This window comes from Arenibacterium sp. CAU 1754 (assembly GCF_054482635.1).
Map to the genome: position 1 here is coordinate 951,623 of NZ_JBTLRG010000001.1, position 22,162 is coordinate 973,784.

At 59.2% G+C, this 22,162-nt stretch carries 22 protein-coding genes and 1 tRNA gene; 12 read left to right on the forward strand and 11 right to left on the reverse strand.

Translation table 11 applies throughout. The features are described from left to right. Positions 1–49: 49 nt before the first annotated feature. The gene (locus tag ACXYMO_RS04635) at positions 50–1,480 is read right to left on the reverse strand and encodes a Glu/Leu/Phe/Val family dehydrogenase (protein WP_458877483.1); all 1,431 of its coding nucleotides are present in this window, start codon (positions 1,478–1,480) and stop codon (positions 50–52) included. 333 nt (positions 1,481–1,813) lie between these two features. Here ACXYMO_RS04635 and ACXYMO_RS04640 point away from each other — a divergent pair, with 333 nt between their 5' ends. Genes ACXYMO_RS04640 through ACXYMO_RS04650 form a run of 3 tightly spaced genes read left to right on the forward strand, consistent with a single transcriptional unit; the run spans position 1,814 to position 4,621 of the window. Next, positions 1,814–3,484, forward strand: a complete 1,671-nt coding sequence (locus tag ACXYMO_RS04640; RefSeq protein ID WP_458877484.1) for a pilus assembly protein TadG-related protein — start codon at positions 1,814–1,816, stop codon at positions 3,482–3,484. Beyond that, positions 3,481–4,020, forward strand: a complete 540-nt coding sequence (locus ACXYMO_RS04645; RefSeq protein WP_458877485.1) for a TadE/TadG family type IV pilus assembly protein — start codon at positions 3,481–3,483, stop codon at positions 4,018–4,020. The genes ACXYMO_RS04640 and ACXYMO_RS04645 overlap by 4 nt, the downstream gene beginning before the upstream one ends. Positions 4,021–4,024: 4 nt before the next feature. Beyond that, positions 4,025–4,621 (forward strand): TadE/TadG family type IV pilus assembly protein, encoded by a 597-nt coding sequence (locus ACXYMO_RS04650; RefSeq protein WP_458877486.1) that lies wholly within the window; start codon positions 4,025–4,027, stop codon positions 4,619–4,621. Between the two features lie 59 nt (positions 4,622–4,680). Here the strand turns inward: ACXYMO_RS04650 and ACXYMO_RS04655 are convergent, their stop codons facing one another. Further along, positions 4,681–5,166 (reverse strand): hypothetical protein, encoded by a 486-nt coding sequence (locus ACXYMO_RS04655; protein ID WP_458877487.1) that lies wholly within the window; start codon positions 5,164–5,166, stop codon positions 4,681–4,683. A 59-nt stretch (positions 5,167–5,225) separates the two neighbouring features. Continuing rightward, the gene (locus tag ACXYMO_RS04660) at positions 5,226–6,182 is read right to left on the reverse strand and encodes an NAD(P)-dependent oxidoreductase (RefSeq protein ID WP_458877488.1); all 957 of its coding nucleotides are present in this window, start codon (positions 6,180–6,182) and stop codon (positions 5,226–5,228) included. Between the two features lie 377 nt (positions 6,183–6,559). Between ACXYMO_RS04660 and ACXYMO_RS04665 the strand changes: the two genes are divergently transcribed. Both ACXYMO_RS04665 and ACXYMO_RS04670 read left to right on the forward strand, forming a co-directional pair. Continuing rightward, positions 6,560–7,255 carry a Hint domain-containing protein gene (locus ACXYMO_RS04665; RefSeq protein WP_458877489.1) on the forward strand — a complete coding sequence of 232 codons (696 nt, stop codon included), beginning with the start codon at positions 6,560–6,562 and terminating at the stop codon, positions 7,253–7,255. 174 nt (positions 7,256–7,429) lie between these two features. Next, positions 7,430–8,341 carry a pirin family protein gene (locus tag ACXYMO_RS04670; protein ID WP_458877490.1) on the forward strand — a complete coding sequence of 304 codons (912 nt, stop codon included), beginning with the start codon at positions 7,430–7,432 and terminating at the stop codon, positions 8,339–8,341. Between the two features lie 9 nt (positions 8,342–8,350). Here the strand turns inward: ACXYMO_RS04670 and ACXYMO_RS04675 are convergent, their stop codons facing one another. Further along, entirely contained in the window at positions 8,351–8,941 is a 591-nt protein-coding gene (locus ACXYMO_RS04675) for a TetR/AcrR family transcriptional regulator (RefSeq protein ID WP_458877491.1), read from the reverse strand. Positions 8,942–9,090: 149 nt separating this feature from the next. Between ACXYMO_RS04675 and ACXYMO_RS04680 the strand changes: the two genes are divergently transcribed. The 5 genes from ACXYMO_RS04680 (at position 9,091) to ACXYMO_RS04700 (ending at position 13,751) form a co-directional block, all read left to right on the forward strand. Further along, positions 9,091–9,360, forward strand: a complete 270-nt coding sequence (locus tag ACXYMO_RS04680) for a hypothetical protein (protein WP_458877492.1) — start codon at positions 9,091–9,093, stop codon at positions 9,358–9,360. An 81-nt stretch (positions 9,361–9,441) separates the two neighbouring features. Beyond that, positions 9,442–10,728 (forward strand): homoserine dehydrogenase, encoded by a 1,287-nt coding sequence (locus ACXYMO_RS04685; RefSeq protein ID WP_458877493.1) that lies wholly within the window; start codon positions 9,442–9,444, stop codon positions 10,726–10,728. Positions 10,729–10,768: 40 nt separating this feature from the next. After that, positions 10,769–11,734, forward strand: coding sequence for a class II fructose-bisphosphatase (gene glpX / locus ACXYMO_RS04690; protein ID WP_458877494.1), 966 nt, complete (start codon positions 10,769–10,771; stop codon positions 11,732–11,734). Positions 11,735–11,834: 100 nt separating this feature from the next. After that, the gene (gene recJ / locus ACXYMO_RS04695; RefSeq protein WP_458877495.1) at positions 11,835–13,580 is read left to right on the forward strand and encodes a single-stranded-DNA-specific exonuclease RecJ; all 1,746 of its coding nucleotides are present in this window, start codon (positions 11,835–11,837) and stop codon (positions 13,578–13,580) included. 96 nt (positions 13,581–13,676) lie between these two features. Continuing rightward, a tRNA-Glu gene (locus ACXYMO_RS04700) sits at positions 13,677–13,751 on the forward strand. Positions 13,752–13,886: 135 nt separating this feature from the next. Here the strand turns inward: ACXYMO_RS04700 and ACXYMO_RS04705 are convergent. From ACXYMO_RS04705 to ACXYMO_RS04735, 7 genes are all read right to left on the reverse strand, one after another. Then, complete coding sequence (locus ACXYMO_RS04705) at positions 13,887–14,381, reverse strand: hypothetical protein (protein WP_458877496.1); 495 nt, start codon at positions 14,379–14,381, stop codon at positions 13,887–13,889. Then, complete coding sequence (locus ACXYMO_RS04710; RefSeq protein ID WP_458877497.1) at positions 14,378–14,698, reverse strand: hypothetical protein; 321 nt, start codon at positions 14,696–14,698, stop codon at positions 14,378–14,380. Before ACXYMO_RS04710 ends, ACXYMO_RS04705 begins: the two co-directional genes overlap by 4 nt. A gap of 11 nt (positions 14,699–14,709) precedes the next feature. Further along, positions 14,710–15,246 (reverse strand): terminase small subunit, encoded by a 537-nt coding sequence (locus ACXYMO_RS04715; RefSeq protein WP_458877498.1) that lies wholly within the window; start codon positions 15,244–15,246, stop codon positions 14,710–14,712. Position 15,247: 1 nt separating this feature from the next. Next, positions 15,248–15,508, reverse strand: coding sequence for a hypothetical protein (locus tag ACXYMO_RS04720; protein WP_458877499.1), 261 nt, complete (start codon positions 15,506–15,508; stop codon positions 15,248–15,250). A gap of 37 nt (positions 15,509–15,545) precedes the next feature. Then, complete coding sequence (locus ACXYMO_RS04725) at positions 15,546–18,386, reverse strand: phage tail length tape measure family protein (RefSeq protein ID WP_458877500.1); 2,841 nt, start codon at positions 18,384–18,386, stop codon at positions 15,546–15,548. Beyond that, on the reverse strand, positions 18,383–18,640 hold the full coding sequence (locus tag ACXYMO_RS04730) for a hypothetical protein (protein ID WP_458877501.1): 258 nt from the start codon (positions 18,638–18,640) through the stop codon (positions 18,383–18,385). Before ACXYMO_RS04730 ends, ACXYMO_RS04725 begins: the two co-directional genes overlap by 4 nt. Positions 18,641–19,119: 479 nt before the next feature. Continuing rightward, positions 19,120–19,800, reverse strand: a complete 681-nt coding sequence (locus ACXYMO_RS04735; protein ID WP_458877502.1) for a recombinase family protein — start codon at positions 19,798–19,800, stop codon at positions 19,120–19,122. Positions 19,801–20,151: 351 nt separating this feature from the next. On the opposite strand from ACXYMO_RS04735, the gene ACXYMO_RS04740 reads away from it, so the two are divergent. After that, positions 20,152–20,652 carry a hypothetical protein gene (locus ACXYMO_RS04740; protein WP_458877503.1) on the forward strand — a complete coding sequence of 167 codons (501 nt, stop codon included), beginning with the start codon at positions 20,152–20,154 and terminating at the stop codon, positions 20,650–20,652. An 85-nt stretch (positions 20,653–20,737) separates the two neighbouring features. Further along, a complete protein-coding gene (locus ACXYMO_RS04745) occupies positions 20,738–21,832 on the forward strand; it encodes a hypothetical protein (RefSeq protein ID WP_458877504.1) in 1,095 nt (364 codons plus the stop codon). The last annotated feature ends 330 nt before the right edge of the window (positions 21,833–22,162 follow it).

Genomic DNA, 22,162 nt, shown 5'->3' on the forward strand with positions numbered 1-22,162 from the left:
CCCTTGGACCACCCGCGCGACGCAGGCACAGGGGCTGGCGCGCCTTTCCTTACAGCCCCTTGGCCCGATAGCTGGCTGCGACCTTTTCTATACTCACGATATAGGCCGCCGTGCGCAGATCGATGACATCCTCGCGCCCATGCCAGACATCGCGCATCGACTGATAGGCAATGCGCATCGTGTCATCGAGGCCAGAGCGCACAAGCTCCAGTTCGCCGGCACCGCGCAGGTATTTCTGTTTGAAATCCGGGCTCATTGACCAGGCGTCTCCCAGATACTCATCCAGCCGTTCCAATTCAGTGATCACCAGCTGATGGCGGGTCTCTTCCTGACGCCGGCCCATCCTGCCGAACCGAATGTGGCTGAGGTTCTTGACCCATTCGAAATAGGAAACGGTGACCCCACCCGCATTGGCGTACATGTCCGGAATGATGACCGTTCCCCTGGCCCGCAGAGCATCGTCGGCCCCCGCAGTCACCGGGCCATTTGCCGCCTCGATGATCAGCGAGGCCTTGATCCGATCGACGTTGGACATGTTGATCACCCCTTCCAGCGCGGCGGGTATCAGAATGTCGCATTCTTCCTCGAGGACCGCGGCCCCTTCGGCGGCATGGGCCGCATCCGGAAAGCCCGACACGCCGCCATGTGACACGATCCATGCGTGCACCGATTCAACATCCAACCCGTCGGGATTGAACAGCGCACCATCGCGTTCGATGATCCCCGTGATCCTGGCGCCATCTTCTTCGGACAGGAATTTGGCCGCATGGTACCCCACGTTTCCAAGCCCCTGAACAATCACGCGTTTTCCATCCAGACTGCCGCCAAGGCCGGCCTTTTGCAGTCCCTGTTCATCGCGAAAGAATTCCTGCAACGCATATTGCACACCCCGGCCCGTGGCCTCGACCCGGCCAGCGATGCCGCCCGCGTTCAGCGGCTTGCCCGTCACACAGGCCCGCGCGTTGATATCGGTCGTGTTCATCCGCGCGTATTGATCCGCGATCCAGGCCATTTCCCGTTCCCCCGTGCCCATGTCGGGCGCCGGAACGTTCTGGGATGGGTTGATCAGGTCCCGCTTGGCCAGTTCATAGGCAAAGCGACGGGTAATCAGTTCCAATTCGTGTTCGTCGTACTGGCGCGGGTCTATCCGCAACCCGCCTTTTGACCCTCCGAACGGGGCCTCGACCAAAGCGCATTTATACGTCATCAGCGCGGCCAGCGCTTCGACCTCGTCCTGATTGACGCTCATGGCATAGCGGATGCCGCCCTTTACCGGCTCCATATGTTCGGAATGGACAGACCGATAGCCGGTGAACGTCTGGATCTGCCCACGCAGGCGCACGCCGAACCGAACGGTGTAAGTCGCGTTGCAGACGCGGATTTTCTCCTCAAGTCCCGGGGGCAAATCCATTAGGACAACCGCCCTGTTGAACATCAGGTCAACACTCTCCCGGAAACTGGGTTCTGGCTGCTGCGTCATTCCTGGTCCTTTCGCGGGCAAAATTCGACTGCATGGTGCCAAGTCATGGCTTGCAACCTATGACAAGACCTTTGCGGCAGGCCACTTTATTGTGCGAATTTTGTACGAGATGTTAACGAAGTCTTAAGGTTTTACCAAAACCATCGCAGCCTCGGCTTTGTGTCCAGGACGGAAACAACTGCGCAAATTAAGGAAAACCGTGCCGCAATTTGCCTGAAGTACCCACGAATATGAGCGGGTTCTGCCCCATTTCGGTCACGATTGTGGGTGAAATAGAATACATCAAATTGTATCGCAACAGTCGCTCGATTCTTCCGGGCGAAAGAGGTCACAATGTATCCGCGTACCGATCATATTTCGAAATCCAAGCGTCCGTCGCTTCCCCGGCTCCGCTCCGAAACGTCCGGAACCGTTTCGCGGTTTGCGAACAGCGAAGCGGGGTCGCTGACGATTTTCAGCGTTTATGTTCTGGTGATCATCCTCATGGTTGCCGGCATCGGCATCGACCTGATGCGCGTCGAGCGCGACCGGTCGCGGCTGCAGTACACGCTGGACCGTGCGGTTCTTGCGGCTGCAGACCTTGAACAACCTCTTGAGCCGCGCGCGGTGGTTGACGATTACTTCACCAAATCCGGTCTGAGCCAGTATTTGAAAAGCGTCGTTGTCAGCGAGGGTCTCGGCTTTCGCAGCGTCTCCGCCACAGCCCTGGCCGAGGTTCCAACGCAGTTCATGCACATGAACGGTGTTGATTCCCTTGCCGCCCCAGCCGCAGGCACCGCCGAAGAACGCATCGACGGCGTCGAGATTTCCCTGGTGCTGGACGTGTCGGGGTCGATGAACCGGAACTCGCGACTGACCAACCTCAAGGTTGCGGCCAAGGATTTCGTGGATGAAATGGTCGACAACACGGTCGACGGCAAACTGTCGATCTCGATCATCCCCTATGCCACGCAGGTATCCGTGTCGGACGCGATGATGAGCAATTTCAATGTGGCTGGCGAAAACGACTATTCCAATTGCATCAACTTCCAGGCCTCCCACTTCCAGGAAACCGGGATCAGCACCACCGAAGAGCTGGACCGGACCATGCACTTTGACCCGTGGACCCGCAGTTCGGACCAGCGCGACGACGACCCGGTCAAGACCGTGCTCGTCCCGGTTTGTGAAGACGATCCCAAGCGCGAGATCCTGGCGCTGCAGAAAAATCGCACAGTCCTGAAGAACTTCATCGATAACCTCTGGGCGGGTGGCAACACCTCGATCGACGTTGGGATGAAGTGGGGCACCGCCCTTCTGGACCCGGATCTGCGCCCGGTCGTCAATAACCTGATTGCCGCTGGCGAGGCTGATGCCAGTTTCGCGGCGCGTCCGACCGGCTTTACCAGCAACGACGCCCTCAAGATCGTCGTTCTCATGACGGACGGTCAGAACACGTCGCAGTACTATATCGACGACAACTATCGCAGCGGCGACTCCTACGTCTTCTGGAATGACGAGGCCGAGAGATACTCGATCCTCAACCCCAACTCTGGGCTCTATTACTGGCCGCACACCGGCAAATGGTACGATTATGCCTACGGTGAAGAAACAGACAATGGGTGCGAACACGCGTGGGGCAACGCCTATGGCTGCGGCAAACATGACGATCCGGGCGATCCGGTCCGTCTGACCTTTGCCGAGCTTTGGGCCTATACCCCGATGCAAACGAACGTGCGCAACAACTATTCCTGGGACGGAAACGGCTGGAACAACTGGTACTATTCCCCGCGCCGGTCTGTGAATTCCTCGACCAAGAACAACCGTGCGTTTGACATCTGCGACGCCGCCAAGGACGAGGACATCATCGTGTTCACCATCGGCTTTGAGGCCCCCAGCGCCGGCAAGTACGTTCTGCGCAACTGCGCCAGCTCGGACAGCCATTATTATGATGTGAAAGGTCTGGAAATTTCCGAAGCTTTCGCATCGATCGCATCGTCGATCCGCAAACTGAGGCTGACCCAATGACCCGACTTTTTTCACGCGCTTTTGCCCGTTTTCGTCGATCGGATCAGGGCAATGCGACCATCGAATTCGCCATCGTGTTCCCGGCAATTATCATCATCACCCTGTCGGGGATCGAACTGGGCATGATTTCACTGCAGCACGCGATGCTTGAACGGGCGATGGACATTACTGTCCGCGACATCCGCCTGAGCACAGGCACCGCGCCGCAGCACAACGAAATCAAGGACCTGCTGTGCGAACGCACCGGTTTTATCGACAACTGCCGGGACAACATGCTGCTTGAGATGGTCCAGGTGGACCCGCGCAACTGGGCCGGCGTTTCTGCCGACGCAACCTGCACGGACAAATCCGAAGAAGTCGCCCCAAAGACCGAATTCAAGAACGACGCCAAGGAAAATGATCTGATGATCCTGCGCGCCTGCGCCAAGATCGACCCTGTTTTCCCGACCGCCGGTCTGGGCCAGAACGTGGTCAAGGACGGCGCCGGTCAATTCGCACTGGTCTCCATTTCGGCCTTTGTTCAGGAACCGAGGTAACGCCATGCTGATGAATTATATCAAATCCCGGCTGCAATCGTTTTACCGCGATACATCCGGTGTCGTGACTGTTGAATTCGCGCTGGCCATGCCGGTCCTGTTCTGGGCGTTCATGGCATCCTACGTGTTCTTCGACGGCTACCGCCAGAGTGCGATCAACACCAAGGCCGCCTATACGATCAGTGACCTTCTCTCGCGGGAAACCGAAGGCGTCAACGACGCCTATATCGACAGCATGCTGGAACTGGTCAACCTGATGACCCGGACCCCGTCGGACGTTGATATGCGGATTTCCGTTGTCCGTTGGAGCGACAACGACGACCGGTACTATCTGGATTGGTCGGCCAACCGCGGGTTCCCGACCGAGCTGACCGATACAAACATCGGGGATATGGCCTCTCGCCTGCCGGTCATGCCCGATGGCGAGCGCGTCATCCTGGTTGAAACGCGCAACGTGTTCGTGCCGCTTTTCAATGTTGGTCTGGACGATATCAACCTGGACAATTTCGTCTTCACCCGCCCGCGTTTCGTGTCGCAGGTAGCCTGGGAAGAGCCGCCAGACAGCGCAGGCGCCGGGATCGAGGATGAACCCGAAGCATAATGTTTCTACCTCTGGAAACGTGAAAACGGCCCGCTCCCAAGGCGGGCCTTTTCATTTAGTCAGTCCGACACATCCTGTTGGCGCTGCATCAGCATGGCCGAGATGATTTCGGACACCATTTTGGTCTGGGCCGGGGACACCACGCCGCCGATCCCGATCCGCCGACCGATCCGCCACCACAAACCCGGTCGCCATCCGCGGGGGCCGTTGGTTTTCGCTTTGATCAGAAAACCATTTGAAGGTTTGAACGCAAAGACCCCGCGATCCAGAGACTCGATATCGTCGATTTTGACGATGATCTGCCCGCCCCTTTCGCGCAGTTCCGTTTCCGTCAGCTCCAGCGCCGTTTCCGTGGCCCGCCACAAGCGGCTGGCCAGAAATATCGTCGTCGTACCGACGACGAGAAGGAACATCTGCCAGGACAATGCCGGCGAAGACGCCAACGCGACGTAAATGGAAAGCCCGCCAAGGGCCGCCAGCATCACGATCCCGACCCACCGCCGTGCGATCGACGGCTCGATCGTGGCCAAGATTTCTTTGTCCATTGGTCTTTCCCTGCATTGCGCGACGCCGCACTTAGCGTGAATCGACCAGTGCGAACAGCCTAATCTGGTCGCGCGCGCGCCACGATCACCTCGGCGCCGGGTTCTTCGGGTTCGTCATCGACCATTTCTGACGGGAACCCCGGCGCGCGAATGTCCAATCCGGTCGCGTCTTCCAGGCGTCTGATAATGTTCGGGGACAATTCGCGCGGCCCGTATCGCGCGATGCCGTCCTGGAAAATCTCGATCAACAGTGGGTTCAGGTCCAGTGCAACGCCTGCACGGTCGGCGACGCTTTGAAACAGGCCGATATCCTTGGCCACCAGGTCCATCGTGAACGAGATATCCCGACTTCCATTCAGGATAACCTGGCTTTCGGTTTCATGGACGAAACTGGTGCCGGACGAAATGCGGATCGCCTCATAGGCCGTGGCCAAATCCATCCCCGCGCCACTCGCCACGGTCAGCGCCTCGGCGCAGCTGACCAAATTGGCGGTGGCAAGGTAGTTGGTGATGACTTTCAAAATGCTGGCACTTCCCAGATCGCCCGTGTGCAACACCCGGCGCCCCATGATCGTAAGCAGCGGCAATATCCGCTCGAACGTGGCACGATCACAGCCTGCAAAGATGCTGATATTGCCGGTATCGGCGCGATGACAGCCCCCCGAAACCGGGCAATCCACCGCCGCCCCGCCGCGCGCAATGACCTCGCTGCCCAAACGTTTCACTTCGGCCTCGTCCGTTGTGGACATTTCCATCCATATCTTGCCCGGGCCAACATGGGGCAGCATTTCCTGCACCACAGCGTCTGATGCGGCGGGACTGGGCAAACAGGTAATGACCGCATCACAGATCTGCATCATCTCGGCCGGGCTATGGCCATCCTGTGCACCGTTTTCGACAGCCACCTGAACCAGCGTCTGGTCGAGGTCATAGACAGACAGGGCCACCCCGTTGCGCAGCAGACTGCCCGACAGTTTGCCGCCCACATTCCCCAATCCGATAAATCCAACCCGCATCTTTTCCTCCCTGCTAGTCCGCCTTCAGACTTCGCCGCCTGAAACCGCGCGGTCGCCTTCGTTTGCGACATCGACCGTTGAAAATCTACAATCGGCATGAAAGACAAAAAAACTGATTTTATGTGTCTAAAATTAGCTTATCTAATCATCTTGCGCCCTCACAAGATCCCGCGCCGGCCGGAAGAACACGGCAAAAAAATGTCGGATGGAACGCCTCCGACTCGGCTTTGTTTCCTGAATCCGCGTATCAAAGCCTGCAAATCTGAAATTGTTTCCGTAGTGACGCGGAAAAGCGCCGATCTGTACCGGTTTTTGTCTAAATTATAGCGATTCAGCGTCAATCCTTTTACGTTGTATTCATGAGACACTGGAACGAAATGAAACTCTTCAAAACCGCATTCGGACGGCCTCAGGAAGACCGGCTGCCTTTGGCGTTTTCGGAGGAGTTCATGGAAGAGTACGCCGGTGAACTTATCGATGAGAGCCGCGCAGACAGTGCATGGCAGGATGTTCGCAGCGAATCCGACAAGGATTTGCTGGCCTCGGTCCTTGCGCAAACCCACGACCCGGCGGTTGACGAGAACGCCCGAGCCCTGTCAACCGGCATCGCGCCGGCCTATAAGTGCGACGTGGACTGGACCCTGCCGGGGTTTGGCGGAAAATGCCGGGTCACAACCATTTTCGGCGATCTACCGATTGAGGCACTGCGCCGTCGTGACAAGGTCAAAACGATCTCGGGCGCCTTTCGCGAGGTGAAGTGGATCGATGAAATCCGGCTGGATGCCGATTTCATGTCGCGCCATTCCGAAGCGTTCCCCATCTTGATCCGCGCCAAGGCCCTTGATGGCGTTCACCCGGTCAAGGACATGCTGGTGTCGCCCGGACAGGATGTGTGGATGCCGAAAATGACCGGCAAGTCCTGTGCCCAGACGGCGGCGCAACTGGATGGCCAACCCAACATCATGAAAACGCACAAACCCGAAATCACCTATTATCGGTTCCACTGTGGTGAACCGGAAAAGGTGAGTGTCGAAGGTGCATGGTTTTACGTTGCGCCCGAATCCGGCCGCTGAACAAACGCCACCGGAACCCCAACGATTTCCGCGAATGTTCGCCCCGTTTGCGCGGGCGACGGGGCGCATGGAATTTTTGTGCACGCGCGCACATCGGGCGTGTACCTGCGCTTCTAGATTTGCCCCGGAAACCGACTAAATAGCACTCCAACACGTTTTATCGGAGCATATCAAATGTCGATCAGGCCCACCCTTGAAACCCGCAAGGCCACCCCCACCCTCGAAGGGGCAGGCGTCAAGTTGCATCGCGCGTTCGGTTTCCAGGACCCAAGCGAGTTGGACCCATTCCTATTGTTCGACGATTTTCGCAATGAACGGCCCGAGGATTTCATCAAGGGCTTTCCCTGGCATCCGCATCGCGGGATCGAAACCATCACATATGTTCTGGCCGGAACCGTGGAACACGGGGATTCCCTGGGTAACACAGGCAGCCTGGGGGCCGGGGACGTGCAATGGATGACTGCCGGGTCGGGCATCATGCATCAGGAAATGCCGCAAGGAAACGCCCAAGGTCAAATGCACGGGTTTCAATTGTGGGGCAATCTGCCCGCAGCGCAAAAGATGACCGCGCCCCGGTATCAGGACGTTCAGGCCAGGGACATTCCCGAAGTCGTTGATGACGACGGCACACGGGTCAAAGTGATTGTCGGCAGTTTCTGGGGCAAGACAGGCCCGGTCGACGGGATTGCCGCCGATCCACAATATCTCGACGTGTATGTGCCCGCCGGGGTGAAAAAGACATTCAAGATAGATACCTACCGTCGCGCCTTTGCTTATGTGTTCGACGGGACAGCGGCCTTTGCCGATGCCTCGGCCCCGTCCGGCGTGTTGCTTGAGAAAGAGGTCGGCGGCGCCGAGGTAAACATCCGCGATCTGTCCGGTGACAGGACATTGGTGCGGTTCGGCACAGGGGATGAAATTACGGTTCAGGCGGGACCCGAAGGTGTGCGGTTCCTGCTCATATCAGGGGCACCGATCGAAGAACCTGTCGCCTGGCATGGACCAATCGTGATGAACACCCGCGAAGAGCTGATGCAGGCGATGAGCGAACTGCGCAACGGCACGTTCATCAAACCCGCACATTGATCATCGCGTTCAGGCGGCGCTGACCGCTTTGCGCACCATGTCCCAATAGATCGTTTCAACCTCGTCCAGCGACAGGCGACCGCCCGCGCGATACCAGGTGTTGACCCCGTTCAACATGGCGATCACCGCCAGTGTTGCGATCTTGGGATCAGGAACATCAAACACCCCATCGCGCACACCGTTGCGCAGAATCGACTCAAGCGCGTCTTCGTATTTGCGGCGCATCGCTTCGATTTCAGCGAAATTTTCGGGCGTCAGATTGCGAAGTTCCATATAGGCGATGAACACCTCGTCCGAGCGTTCGAGGTGGAAACCGATGTGGAACCGGACAAAATCCTGAAGCTGGTCCAAAGCGCCCTCTGGCACTTCGCGGGCCTCGCGCGCCTCCATCAGTTCGTTCATATGCACCTGCATCAGATTGAACAAAAGGCTCTGCTTGTCCGGGGTGTAATTATAGAGCGCGCCCGCCTGAACCCCGACGTCGCGGGCGATCTGGCGCATCGAGACGGCGGCAAACCCATGGCGCGCGAACAATTTCAACGCAGCCGCGCGAATGCGCGGGCCGGTGATGTCGGAATGCGATCCTGTCGTGCGTGCCATTGACGCAGGCTATCTGAACATGCGTTCATATAAAAGCCCCGCTTGCGCCCGCCCGCGTGACGGGCAACACTGGCCCGGTCCAACTATGGGTTTCGCACGCCATGCCTGTGTCCTCTTTATTTAGATATCGCCGGACCGCCGCTGGCGTAATGATCGTGTTCGCAGCCCTGGCGGGCTGCACGCAAGTCCCGGAAATTGGCGATCGTGTTCCAGTCGGCCTAACAGACGCACCATATCCGGCATTGGTGCCACTGGATGACTCCCTCACCACGCCCCAGGACCTGCGCGGCGCGGCGCAGGAGGTGGAAGAGTCGCTAGCGACACGGGTGCAACGGCTGAAAAGCAAGGCCCTGAACCTGCAAACGCCGGTTGTCGATGAAAAAACTCAAACCCGTATGCAGCAGGGCGTTACGCTGTAACCGGCCCATCTGGCACGTTGCACCGCTGCGCCGAACCCGCTAAGGCACGGCTTGAGCCACAAAAGATCGAGGGACCGCCACATGTCAGCACCTTTGCGCCTGGGAATTGCAGGATTGGGAACGGTTGGCATCGGCGTCGTGCGCATCGTGCGCAAGCACGCCACCCTGCTCCGCGCCCGCACCGGGCGGGACATCCAGATCACCGCTGTCTCGGCACGCGATGCTGGCAAGGACCGGGGCGTGAACCTGTCGCAATACGCCTGGGAACAGGACCCGGTCGCCCTGGCGCGACGCGATGACGTGGATGTATTTGTCGAACTGATGGGCGGCACCGATGGCCCGGCTCTGGAAGCGACGCGCGCCGCGCTGCAATCGGGCAAGGATGTCGTCACCGCGAACAAGGCGATGCTCGCCATCCATGGTCAGGCCCTGGCCGAACAGGCCGAGGCCGACGGCCGCATGATCCGCTTCGAGGCTGCCGTTGCAGGTGGCATCCCGGTGATCAAGGCGCTGACCGAGGGACTGGCGGCAAACGAGATCACCCGCGTCATGGGGGTGATGAACGGCACCTGCAATTACATCCTGACCCGTATGGAAAACGCCGGCCTGCCCTATGAAACCGTGTTTCAGGAGGCCAGCGATCTGGGGTACCTGGAAGCCGATCCAACGCTGGACGTCGGCGGGATCGATGCCGGTCACAAGCTGGCGCTGCTCTCGGCCATTGCCTTTGGCACCCAGCCCGATTTCGACGGGATCGAACTGGAAGGGATCAACCGGATTTCGATCGAGGATATTCGCCAGGCCGCCGACATGGGCTACCGGATCAAGCTGCTTGGCGTGGCCCAGCGGACCGGACGCGGATTGGAACAGCGGATGCAGCCCTGCCTTGTGCCCGCCGACTCGCCCCTGGGCCAGTTGGAAGGCGGCACCAACATGGTCGTGATCGAAGGTGACGCGGTCGAGCAGATCGTTCTGCGCGGACCCGGTGCCGGCGAAGGCCCCACCGCAAGTGCGGTGATGGGCGATGTCTGTGATCTGGCGCGCGGCCTGCGCCTGCCCACGTTCGGCCAGCCGGCAGCAACACTTGCGTCGGTTCCGCGCGCGCAAACCGGATTACCGGCCCCCTATTACCTGCGTGTATCGCTTTTTGACAAACCCGGCGCATTGGCCAAGATCGCGACGATCCTCGGCAATTCGGGCATTTCCATCGACCGGATGCGCCAATACGGACATTCCGAGCAAACCGCGCCGGTTCTGATCGTCACGCATAAAACAACCCGCGCCGCATTGGACGAAGCCCTGAGCGCGATGGAGCGCACGGATGTGGTGGCGTCCAGCCCGGTCGCACTGCGCATCGAAAGCGTGTAAACCTTTCGAAAGAGAATGATTTCCCCAAAAGGAGTGAGGGATGACCAGCAACGTTGAATTCCATGACCGTATGTTGTCGCTGGGCCTGGCCCGTGTCGCGGAACAGGCCGCGCTGGCCTCGGCCTCGCTTGTCGGGCGCGGCGATGAAAAGGCGGCCGATCAGGCCGCCGTCAATGCCATGCGCGAACAACTGAACCTGCTGGACATCAACGGTGTTGTCGTCATCGGCGAAGGCGAACGCGACGAAGCTCCGATGCTTTTCATCGGCGAAGAGGTCGGCACCGGCAAAGGCCCGGGCGTCGATATCGCGCTGGACCCGCTGGAAGGCACCACGCTGACCGCCAAGGACATGCCCAATGCGCTGACCGTAATTGCGATGGGGCCGCGCGGGTCGATGCTGCATGCGCCGGATGTCTACATGGAAAAGCTGGCCATCGGGCCGGGCTATCCGCAGGGGCTGGTGTCGCTGGACATGCCAGTTGCGACCCGGATTTCGGCGCTGGCAACGGAAAAAGGCTGCTCCCCGCGGGATATCACCGTTTGCATCCTTGAGCGTCCGCGCCACGAAGAAATGATTGCAGAGGTCCGCTCGACCGGGGCCTCGATCCGCCTGATCACCGATGGCGACGTGGCCGGTGTCATGCACTGCGCCGAAAGCGCGATCACCGGCATCGACATGTACATGGGCACTGGCGGCGCCCCCGAGGGTGTTCTGGCGGCTGCTGCGCTGAAATGCATGGGCGGCCAAATCGAAGGCCGATTGCTGTTCCGCAATGATGATGAAAAGGGACGTGCCGAAAAGGCCGGGATCGCCGACCTGGACCGCATCTATACCCGCGACGAGATGGTCACGCAGGACGTGATCTTTGCCGCGACAGGTGTCACCGGCGGGACCCTTTTGCCGGGCATCAAACGCGAACCCGGCTGGGTCACCTGCACAACGTTGCTGATGCGCTCGAAAACCGGATCGGTGCGGCGCATGGAATATCGCACCCCGGTCGAATGATGTGGGTTGAACCGGGCCGCCGGTTCACCTTGATATGTAGTAAAGTCTGACCAAGGCTGGGTCCCCGAGGGATCCAGCCTTGTTGCATGGAGCCTGCCACATGGCGTTCTTGGGAGTTGAACAATCGCTGACAGGGCGGCGCTGGATCGGTCCGGCGCTCGAGATCGAACGCGCGGCTCAGGCCATGGTGCAGGAAACCGGCCTGCCCGCACCCGTCTGTCAGGTTCTGGCCCGGCGCGGCGTTCCCAGTAGCGAGGCCACAGCCTTTCTGTCGCCGCAACTGCGCGACCTTCTTCCCGATCCGCGTCTCCTGAAAGACATGGAAAAGGCCGCGGCCCGGTTCCTTGGGGCCGTTCGGCAGCGGGAAAAAATCGCCATCTTCGCGGATTATGACGTGGATGGCGGCAGTTCGGCCGCTCTTTTGATTGTCTGGCTGCGCGAAATCGGGATCGACGCCACCCTTTATGTGCCCGACCGGATCGACGAGGGCTATGGCCCCAACGTTCCGGCCATGCAGGCGCTGGCGGCAGATCACGACCTGATCGTCTGCGTCGATTGCGGAACTCTTTCGCATGAACCGATCGCGGCGGCCAGCGGCGCGGATGTGATTGTTCTGGATCACCATCTGGGGGGCGAAACCCTGCCCCCTGCCCTCGCTGTTGTAAATCCGAACCGGCAGGATGAAACCGGCGATTTGGGCTATCTCTGCGCGGCGGGCGTGGTGTTCCTGATGCTGGTCGAGGTGCGGCGCCAGATGCGCGATGCGGGCGGCGGCACAGGGCCGGACCTGATGGCCCTCCTTGATCTGGTGGCGCTGGCCACCGTGGCTGACGTCGCCCCCCTGATCGGAGCCAATCGCGCCCTTGTGCGCCAGGGTCTGACCATCATGGCGCGCCGTGCCCGTCCCGGATTGGTGGCCTTGGCTGATGTGTCGCGCATGGATACCGCGCCGAGCACCTATCACCTTGGGTTCATGCTCGGCCCGCGCGTTAATGCCGGCGGGCGCATCGGCAAGGCCGATCTGGGCGCACGGCTGTTGTCCACCGCATCGAAATCCGAGGCGGACGCCATTGCCGAGCGCCTTGATCAGTTGAACACGGATCGGCGCGACATCGAAAACGCCGTGCGCGCTGCGGCGATGGATCAGGCCGAGGAACGCGGTACCGACAAACCGCTGGTCTGGGCCGCTGGCGCAGGCTGGCATCCCGGCGTCGTCGGGATCGTCGCCGCGCGGCTGAAAGAAGCCACCAACCGTCCGGCCGTCGTCATCGGGCTTGAGGACGGGATCGGCAAAGGGTCGGGCCGTTCGGTGTCCGGCGTAGATCTGGGCGCGGCGATCCAGCGCCTTGCCTCCGAAGGGCTGCTGCTGAAAGGCGGTGGTCACAAGATGGCCGCAGGCCTGACCGTGGAAGAGGACAAGCTGGAGGCAGCGATGGAACGCCTGTCCGACCTTCTGGCGCGTCAGGGGGCCGGGGATGCTGGACCGGCTGACCTGAAACTGGACGGGGCGCTAATGCCCGGGGCGGCCACACCCCTATTGATCGAACAGATCGAACAGGCCGGCCCCTTTGGTGCGGGTGCGCCTGCACCGCGCTATGCCCTGCCTGACCTGCAAATCCGCCACGCACGACGGGTGGGCGAAAGCCACCTGAAACTTTCCCTCAGCGACGGCATGGGCAGCAAGCTGGACGCGATTGCCTTCGGAGCCTTTGACACCCCGCTGGGTCCACGGCTCAGCGATCATGGCGGGGCGCGGTTCCATTTCGCCGGACGCCTTGAGATCAACAGCTGGGGTGGCCGCCAACAGGTGCAACTGCGTCTCGACGATGCGGCCCCGGCCAATTAGGGCGGACAGAGCCAACTGTGGAATTTCTCTACGCCTCGCGTACTTTTTCACTTGCGCCGCTGTCCGCGATTGCCTAATGAACCGCTCACCAAGAGTGGCCCGTTCGTCTATCGGTTAGGACGCCAGGTTTTCAACCTGGAAAGAGGGGTTCGATTCCCCTACGGGCTGCCACTTTGCCAAATTTTCCTTTAAAAATCAGATACTTGCAGGCAGGGTGGCGGATTAGCCCCCAAGCCAGCCCCCAAGTCTTTTTTAGCCCCCATGTGCAGTTCCCTTTGTTAGGTCTCGGAATCGGCGGGTCAGGTGCTACGGATAAGTGACAGACGTTCCTGCCAACCGGCCACCGTTATAGGTTAGAATCCGGGTCTTCGTCAGAACGTCCGACGGTGAATATTCCGCGACCTGAATAAGCGCCCCGCCTTCGTCATAGGTCAGCGTCCGGCAGCTTCCGTCTTCGTTATTGACGCGCGTCAGCGTGCCCTCTTCATCGTAAACTAGGGCTGCGTCCTGTTCGCGCGGTCGGCTGGCCTGTAGTACCGGCGCAAGCGCCAAGGACAGTTGAACCGATGGTGCCGGGAACTCGATTGATGCTGCGCCGAATGGTGCCAGCGTGACCGCCATGTCGCTTGATGCAGGGGCTAGAGTCAGCGCGCCGCTGCTTTCGGCTGTGAGGAACGTTGTGACGGTCTGGTCGCGCTGTAGAACAGTGGCGACCGCGTCAGGCGGTGACAGGGTCACCCCGGCGGCAAAGTCGCGCGTCAGGGTGACGGTAACCGCCGTTGTTGGTTCAAGCGTTATCATGCGGCCCGCGTCACGTCTGATACCACTTCAAAAGTGACTGTGTCGGTGCTTACAATCTCGCCGCCGGGGGCGGTGAATTGGATATCCATGTCGATATCGCCCAGCGGCCAGTTATCTGTTGATCCTGCGTGCTCTACCTTCACCAGCCCCGCCGATGCGTCCAACCACGTGACGGACAAGTCCGCGACTAGGTTGCCGTTCTTTTGGCGGAGTTGTGACGTAGCGGTCCAGCCGGTGAAGTCGGACTGCGGCACGCCGTTCACGGTAGCGGAAACGTTGCCTGAGAAGGTGAAGGTGTCACCTCGTTTAATTTTCATTTTGGGTCTCCTTAGTTCTGATTTTCTGCGGCCCGGTGGGCCTTCATTGCCGGGGATGTGGCCCCGCTTTGATCGGGTGATTTACTGACGTCGATCATCGCCGCCACCTTGTCCAAGATGCCGCCAAGGGCGTTGACGTCGATGCGCCCCACGGGGGCAGGTTTGGCTGCTTTCTCGGTGGCTAGGCGCGTCTCAAGGTCAATAAGGGACTGGACGTTCTTCACCGTGGCGCTTGCGGTCTTCATGTCACCAGCCGCCATGGCCTTCTGTCTGATTAGATCGTACTGCGCCGCAAACCATGTCACTGTGAGCCACGGGCACGCTTCCGCAAGCTCGGTGCCGTCACCGATGACCGGCGCGAGGGCTTTTCCCTGTAGCTCTTCGATCCGGGCGCGGACTTCGGGGCGCTTAATCAGGTGCGATGCGTGAGACTTGGCATTCGCAGGCTTGTACCCGCAGGCCACGTAAGCATCTTCCTGCCGCGCGTGCGTCCCCTCAGCGATGAAACGGGCGAATTGCTCGTGCTTCGCATTTCCAAGGCGGGCCATGTCAGTTGCCCCCCGCGACTGGTGCCAGCTTGGCGAGATAGATTGCCGCGTCGGTGGCTGGGCCAGCGTTCACTAGTTCGGCGGTGGTGAAACCCCCTTCCAGTTCGATGACGTTTAGCCCGGTCAGCGGGAATAGCTGCCAGCCGATGCGAAGGCCTGCGCCATCCCGGACGCCTTCCGCAATGACGACATGCGGGCCGCGTTCCAGTTCCAGCGGTGCCGATGTACGCCCGCCGCGTTCGATGATTTGAAGCTGTTTCATGTTCGGTTCTTTCTTGCTCGATAGGTGGCGGGGGCTGTTACAAGCCGCCGCGCGGATTCAAGGTGCCTCCGTAGGCCATGCCCTCAGCGAGTCGGGTATCAATCAGGCCTTCCATCGCCTCCACAGTTGCGCGGGCGATGCGGGCGGCGTTCTCTGGGCTATCGTCTCCGCCCTCTACGGTTACGTTGGCGCTGATACCGCCGTTGATGGTCACGCCACCACCTGCGCCGCCGGACATTTCCACTGGCACCTTACGGTTCCGGGACAGCGGAATAACGGCCTCGTTCGGATGCAGCACAGCGGGCATTCCGCCGGACGTGTTGCCGGTGCCTTCCGCATAGGCCGGGATTGCCTGCCATGCCGCCGGGTTGCTGGTGTTGGCAACGCCTTCGTCAAAGCCGAACAATGATCCTAGGAAGCCTAGGATGCCGCCGCCGGATTGAGTTGCGGCGCTGGTGGCCTGCCCTGTGCTGATAGCGGTTGCCATGGTCTGCGCTGCGATGTTGCCCCCGGCGATAATGCCGTTTGTCATCGCAACTGCGGCGGTGTTTCCGCCGATCCCGAATAGCTTGTCGATCCCCAGCCCTGAGACGATCTTGTCCGCCATGGCGTCGGCAAGGCGCGCGCGGACGGTATCGGCGAGGGTCTTGCCGAAGTTCTTGACGTCGCCTTGCAGGGCCGCTGACAAGCCTTGTTTCAGGCCATCTTTCAGGCCATCGGCGGCGGTCTGGCGCAGGCTGGTGTTGTGGGTGTTGACGATCTCTTGCAACTGCTCGTTTGCGGACTGCATGGCGTCGATATTGCGTAGCGCCGCCATCGTGGCTTGATCCACAGCGCCGCCAGATTTCATGTACGCGGCTGCAAAAGCCTCGGCCCCGGCACGGGTCTCAAACAGGCCCTCTTGCAGCGCGCGGAGGGCGACGTTCTGGGCCTGCAAGCTCGCCGTCTCGCGTTCGATTTCGGAAATACGCTCTTTGCGTCCGCCGCCACCTTTCCGGGCGGGCTTGTTCGCCTCGTTCAGGCGCTTGCGTAGCTCTTCCTGCTTCTTGGCCGCTGCGTCCAGTTCGTTAATCGCTTTCCACTCCGCCGCGATCTGGTCGGGGGTGATGATTTGCCCGCGCTCTTTCGCGGTGTCGATCATCGTTTGAAGCTGCACCCGGCGGTTTGCCGCCATCGCGGAAAGGCCTTGGTCAATTTGCAGGTTCAGGGCGCGGTTCTGCGCCTGAATTCCGACGATCTGATCTTGCACACTCTTCCCCATCAATGACAGGGCACCGGGGACGCTGGACAGGTTGGCGAGGAGTCGTGCGGCCTCATCTGCGGCAGTCCCGATGGACGCTGTAAGGCCTCCTGCGGCGCTGCGGGCGTTGTCGGTGGCGTTGGTGTTGCCATCCATCGCGGCGAGTAGCTTTAGCGCAAAATCTTCGGCGCGAATAAGCTGCGCCAGCATCCCACGGGCCGCGCCCTCGGACTTGTCGAGTCCGCCGGTGGTGGATTCCACTTCCTTACGGAGTCGCGTGATAGCTGCGGCCTGTTCTTCGAACGTCCGCGCGTTGCGGATGTTGTCCAGAAGATAGAGGAACGTGCGCGCGCGGTCGTTCGTGGTGTCGAATGCGCGGCGCATTGCGTCAACGTCGCCGGTGAACATGTTGCCGTCGCTGGTAATAGCGTCCCGGATGGATGCCGCTAGGTCCGCGTTCTTGGTTGCGGCCTCGATCTGGGCCACCTTTTGCAGGCGCTCTAGGTGGGCGTCCAGTTCGGCGTTTACCTTGCCGTACTCTTCCCGCATCTGGCGCAGGTTGCCGCCTGCCATGGCGTCTGAGGCGCTGCGCAGTTCGTTCAGGGCGCTGCGGGCGTCAGACAGGGACTCCGAAAAGCTCTTGGTCTCTTCCCGCCCTTTGGTGAACGCTTGGAACAGCGCGGCACCTAGCGCAATCGTCCCGATGGTAATCAGCGAGATGGGATTCAGCATCGAAATGAAGCCGCCCTTCAAGGCGGCTAGGACGCTGCCAGAACCGCCGCCTAGACCGTTCAAGGTCTGCGATAGCTGCGTACCTTGTTGCAGGGCCAGCAACAGCGGAGATTGCCCCGATGCCAGCATGACTCCGATATCGTTGAATTGCGCCACAACGCCCTGCGTTGCCATCGCCATGTGTGCCGAAGACACGCGGACGGACTGGCCGTATTTGTTCATACTGACGACGCCAGACTCCAAGGCCATCGCGGCGCGCTCACGCGCGTCAGCGGCCTGAACGGAAGTCAGAACGCCAGCGGCTTCGGCTTGGTTGATTTCGTGCAATTGCCGCTCGTACAGCTTCGAAGACGCGAACAGCGGGTCATACTTCGATTTCAGGTTATACAGTTCGGCGGAATGCAGCGCGCTTGCCTTTGCCGCTGCCTCAGAAGCGCGGGCCTCAGCCTGTAGGCCTGAAATGGTGCTGCGATAGTCGGCTTTAGCGGACCCAAGTTCAGCCGAATTGCCAGCTTTACCGGCACGGGTTTGCAGGCGCGCCAGTGCAGCGTTGACTCGATCAATGCCGGATGTGTCGCCCATCGCCTCAAACTGGGCGCGCAGCTTGGACGCCTGCCCGGTGGCTGTGGTCATGGCGTTGGTGGTGGCGGTGGCGAGACGCTGGGCCGCTGCCTCGGTGGTCTTGGCGGCGCGGGTGGTGCCTTCAAGCGCGGTCTGGGCACCGCGTCCGGGGCTTACCTGCATCCCCTTTTTCAGGTTCTTAAACGTGCCATCCGTCGCGCGATCAAGGGACTCCACGGCGCGCTTGATTGACGCCATCGCGCCCTTGAACCGTTTCGCGCCAGTTTCGGCGGCGCTGGCATTGATTAGAAGGCGTAGCTCATTGGTCTGTGTGCCACCGCTCATTGGTGAACCTCGTGCAGGTGTGCCCCGGCGCGCGACGGCGGGCAAATTTCATCAATGATCCCGCGCCGCCATGCTGCCATGTAGGCCGATGACTCGTTGTTCTGGAACTCGGTCCGCGTTTCGTACTTGGCCGCGATCTGGCGTAGCTCTTCCTCGGTGAACTTCTTACGGCGCAGGCGCGGCATATGGTCGAACAGGAAGGTCAGGCCACGGCGGTGGATTTCACGGTATTCGGCAGGGAAGCGTTTTGCCATTTCGCCGCGTGAGCGACATTGGCGGGCGCGATCCCGCAGGTTTGCGAGGTGTGGATTCATTTGCTCGATCTCGGGGGAGGTTTCTTATATGTTATAACATAACACAATTGCAGGCGTTTGTCACGCCATGGCGCAGAACGGTCACGATCCCGGCGCGAGTGCAGTCATTACGTAACTGCAAGGCATGGTGCGATTTTTTCACACAATACGGGGGTACTTAGAGCGAATGGGCGGGGGTGCTGCGGTGGGATGGGTCCCCGGCGGCTGCGTAGCTGCATACCTGTAGCATCTGCGGGTAGGCCAGCACTACTGACCCAAATCCCCGGACGGGTCCCGGACGCGTTCTAGAGGGGCACAGAAGGCCGCTAACGCGGCCCTCACCTCAACCACATCAACACCGGACTCAGCGCCTCAGCGCCCCGCAGTGCGGCTGTGGGGTGGTGTGTCAGGTGTCCTAGTCATCCTAGGATGTGCCCCCGTTAGGGGGCTGTGGCGTCGATCCGGGCAAGGAGGTTCTTCACGCTCGTTGCATACCATTTCCCGCCGCGTGGGGTCTTGATGCCTCGGGCGTTTAGCTGGTCTGCGATCTGTCTCAGGCTGATGTGACCCATCGCACGGAGTCCGGCGATTGTGACGTCCAGTGCTGCGGCGTGTTCGTCCGCCATCGCCTTACGGGTCTCTGCGCTCTTCTCAGCTCCGTTGACGCCCCCGAAGGCCTTTGCCCCCTGTGGGTTACCTAGACGCGTTCCACGGGCCTTAGCAGCGGCTAGAGCGGCCTTGGTGCGCTCTGAGATAGCTTCCGCTTCCTGCTGGGCGACAAGGGCCATGATACCCACGGTCAGCTTGTTCGCGTCGGGCATATCAGCCGCCACGAAATCAACCTTGGACTCCTGTAGGTTCAGGAGGAAGGCCGCGTTACGGGATAGACGGTCAAGCTTGGCGATGACCAGACGCGCGCCGGTGATGCTGGCGTGATGGATTGCCGTGTCCAGTTCCGGGCGGTCTTTCTTCCGACCGGATTCAACCTCGGTGTACTCGGCAAGGATGGTGGCTTTGTGCTGGGCCGCGTAAGCGGCAACCGCTGCCCGCTGGGCTTCAAGGCCTAGGCCGCTTGCCCCCTGCCGTTGGGTGGATACTCGATAGTAGGCAACGATTTTCATGGGTAGTTCCCGTAGTGTATAAATAGTCAATTGGTCGTTAGGGCTGCTTATACACTATATCGGCGCGGTTGGTAACGGATAGAGGGTCAGGAACCGGGGCGCATACCTGCCCAAATGAGGCATGATGCATACAATTGTATGCAAGAAAGTTCAGTTGCGAGTTCCGAGACGGGCGGGTGCTGCAACGAGTATCTGAACGCAGTAGCACCAGTCGGTTCTTAGAATTAAGCATGAATCTAGGTGACTAGACCAAAAGGCGCCGCCCCCAACTTTACTATCTTTCAATGTAATCATAACATACCCCTCAATCAAAAGGTTAAGGCAAAATCAAAAGGTTAAGGCAACACGTTGATGAAGTTATTTCCAGCGACAGAGATCAAAGCGCTTTCCGACTGCAAGCACGGCGAGTTTATTTCAGTTCGGGTTCGGGCTGAGTCACATTCGGGATTATGCATACGGGATGAGAACGACAAACCTAAGTTCTTAGTACTCAAGTCGCCGGACCAGAATTTGGTTTTCAGGCTAATCCAGCATGAGAGAGGCGGCGAAGTACTAGCTTACGGCACCGATTGGACGCTATCACCATTTGGCAAGCCTCTTAGTTCGCTGGAAGCGCCAAATACTGTAGGTGCGTTCATCCAGACGCGTGAAGGTCTGTTCATTCTTGGAAGGGAATTGGGGAACTTTGACGACCCGCTACTTTGCAGACTCGATGAACCAGGCGTTTGGGCAACCTTGTCCGTGGCGGCGTCGGGATTCGCCTTTCCATACTGGCGCATACATTACTTCGACGAGAAGCTTGGAAAGCTCCAAAAGCTGGCAGGCAACGATCCAGCACCCGACGAAGAATAGAGAAACAAATAGTCATAGCGCTGCAAAGCCTGCTTTAAACAACTGCAAAGGCTAGCACACGCTCGATCCATGGCAGGAGGCAAAATTGGAAGTAATACAGGTTATCAACCTCGCAGCGTGGTGTGCAGATGTTTTCCCCGATGTCCTAAACGCCTACAACGCGTTAAAGAATAGACTAGACCACAACGCACAGCAGCCGCAAAAAAAGCCGCTGCGAGAGGAGCTTGACGGCCTCACTCATAGACTTGCACGAATGAGATTTGACACGCTGACCAACGAAGAAATTGACCTGCTCGACGACCTTGGCGCGCTTAGCTACCTCGGCCAAAATGGCTTGACGTTCGTAAATCAAACAATCCGCACAAGTGACTTCGATCCGGCATCTGCCTCAAGTGACATTGGCCAAGCCGCGCAAAAGCTCCACGAAACTCTGAGCAAAATTGGGCAAGCACAAGAAAGTCTAAATGCTCTAGGGCTGGACGACGTTGAAAACGATCTCGTTATGCTGGCAAGCCCACTTGTTCGCGTCCGCTTTAAAGACGAAGCATCTATCGACGATGTGCAGCTCCTTAAGAAGTGGACAAGCGACTGGTATGACATTGCTCGCGGCGCAGCTATGTGCGTGGGAGAGACACCACAAGCCGTTCGCGTGGCAGGTGCTAGCAATGGGTCGATCATTGTCACTCTAACAACAATTGCTTCTGTTTCAGTCGTTTTGGCTATCATTGCAAAGAACGCGGGACGTGTCGCACGGGAAGTCCTTAGCATAGCAAACGACATAGAAGACTTTAGGCACAAGCGCCGCTTGAACGATGTGATTGAGACTGAATTGAAGAAGCAGCAAAATGACGTCCAAAATGCGGCTGTCACGGACACGATGAATGAGGTCAAGACCTACCTTTCCAACGCTGTGTCAAATGAAGTTGAAAACGCCCTTAAGAAATCGGTTCAGAAGTACTTTGACTTCTACCAGAAAGGCGGCGACGTGGACTTCATTGCACCTCGAGAAGATCCCGATGAAGAAAACGAGAATACAGAACCCGGAGAAGACCTCGATACGATTAGTGCCTTGGCCGAGGAAAATGGACGTCTCGTTCAAATCGTCAAGGAAGTAAGAGCACAGCAAGCCGAAATTCTCCGCTTAACCCATCACGCCGATGAAGACTGGGAAGAAGACTGACCGAACAGCTACGCACCCAATCGATAGAGGGTGAAGATCGAAACGGCCATCTTCACCATCTTCACCTCATCTTCACCTCATCTTCACCTCGCGAAACCCTTTATTTTCATGGCTAAGATGGCAAAAGGTGAAGATGGTGAAGATGATTTCCAATCTATACGCGTAGAACCCATTATAATTTTCGAACCGGTCGCAAAGACATATGTTCCCTACAGGAGCGAGGAACCCGCTTTTATCTTCACCATCTTCACCCGACACCACTTCCACTATTTTTTTCAGACACTTAACCCCGTGAAGATAGGGGTGAAGATGAGGTGAAGATAGGGTGAA

Bases quoted from the DNA above. Each gene is read 5' to 3' on its own strand.
- ACXYMO_RS04635 (WP_458877483.1), bottom strand. From the start codon at position 1,480: ATGACGCAGCAGCCAGAACCCAGTTTCCGGGAGAGTGTTGACCTGATG.
- ACXYMO_RS04640 (WP_458877484.1), top strand. From the start codon at position 1,814: ATGTATCCGCGTACCGATCATATTTCGAAATCCAAGCGTCCGTCGCTT.
- ACXYMO_RS04645 (WP_458877485.1), top strand. From the start codon at position 3,481: ATGACCCGACTTTTTTCACGCGCTTTTGCCCGTTTTCGTCGATCGGAT.
- ACXYMO_RS04650 (WP_458877486.1), top strand. From the start codon at position 4,025: ATGCTGATGAATTATATCAAATCCCGGCTGCAATCGTTTTACCGCGAT.
- ACXYMO_RS04655 (WP_458877487.1), bottom strand. From the start codon at position 5,166: ATGGACAAAGAAATCTTGGCCACGATCGAGCCGTCGATCGCACGGCGG.
- ACXYMO_RS04660 (WP_458877488.1), bottom strand. From the start codon at position 6,182: ATGCGGGTTGGATTTATCGGATTGGGGAATGTGGGCGGCAAACTGTCG.
- ACXYMO_RS04665 (WP_458877489.1), top strand. From the start codon at position 6,560: ATGAAACTCTTCAAAACCGCATTCGGACGGCCTCAGGAAGACCGGCTG.
- ACXYMO_RS04670 (WP_458877490.1), top strand. From the start codon at position 7,430: ATGTCGATCAGGCCCACCCTTGAAACCCGCAAGGCCACCCCCACCCTC.
- ACXYMO_RS04675 (WP_458877491.1), bottom strand. From the start codon at position 8,941: ATGGCACGCACGACAGGATCGCATTCCGACATCACCGGCCCGCGCATT.
- ACXYMO_RS04680 (WP_458877492.1), top strand. From the start codon at position 9,091: ATGATCGTGTTCGCAGCCCTGGCGGGCTGCACGCAAGTCCCGGAAATT.
- ACXYMO_RS04685 (WP_458877493.1), top strand. From the start codon at position 9,442: ATGTCAGCACCTTTGCGCCTGGGAATTGCAGGATTGGGAACGGTTGGC.
- glpX (WP_458877494.1), top strand. From the start codon at position 10,769: ATGACCAGCAACGTTGAATTCCATGACCGTATGTTGTCGCTGGGCCTG.
- recJ (WP_458877495.1), top strand. From the start codon at position 11,835: ATGGCGTTCTTGGGAGTTGAACAATCGCTGACAGGGCGGCGCTGGATC.
- ACXYMO_RS04705 (WP_458877496.1), bottom strand. From the start codon at position 14,381: ATGATAACGCTTGAACCAACAACGGCGGTTACCGTCACCCTGACGCGC.
- ACXYMO_RS04710 (WP_458877497.1), bottom strand. From the start codon at position 14,698: ATGAAAATTAAACGAGGTGACACCTTCACCTTCTCAGGCAACGTTTCC.
- ACXYMO_RS04715 (WP_458877498.1), bottom strand. From the start codon at position 15,246: ATGGCCCGCCTTGGAAATGCGAAGCACGAGCAATTCGCCCGTTTCATC.
- ACXYMO_RS04720 (WP_458877499.1), bottom strand. From the start codon at position 15,508: ATGAAACAGCTTCAAATCATCGAACGCGGCGGGCGTACATCGGCACCG.
- ACXYMO_RS04725 (WP_458877500.1), bottom strand. From the start codon at position 18,386: ATGAGCGGTGGCACACAGACCAATGAGCTACGCCTTCTAATCAATGCC.
- ACXYMO_RS04730 (WP_458877501.1), bottom strand. From the start codon at position 18,640: ATGGCAAAACGCTTCCCTGCCGAATACCGTGAAATCCACCGCCGTGGC.
- ACXYMO_RS04735 (WP_458877502.1), bottom strand. From the start codon at position 19,800: ATGAAAATCGTTGCCTACTATCGAGTATCCACCCAACGGCAGGGGGCA.
- ACXYMO_RS04740 (WP_458877503.1), top strand. From the start codon at position 20,152: ATGAAGTTATTTCCAGCGACAGAGATCAAAGCGCTTTCCGACTGCAAG.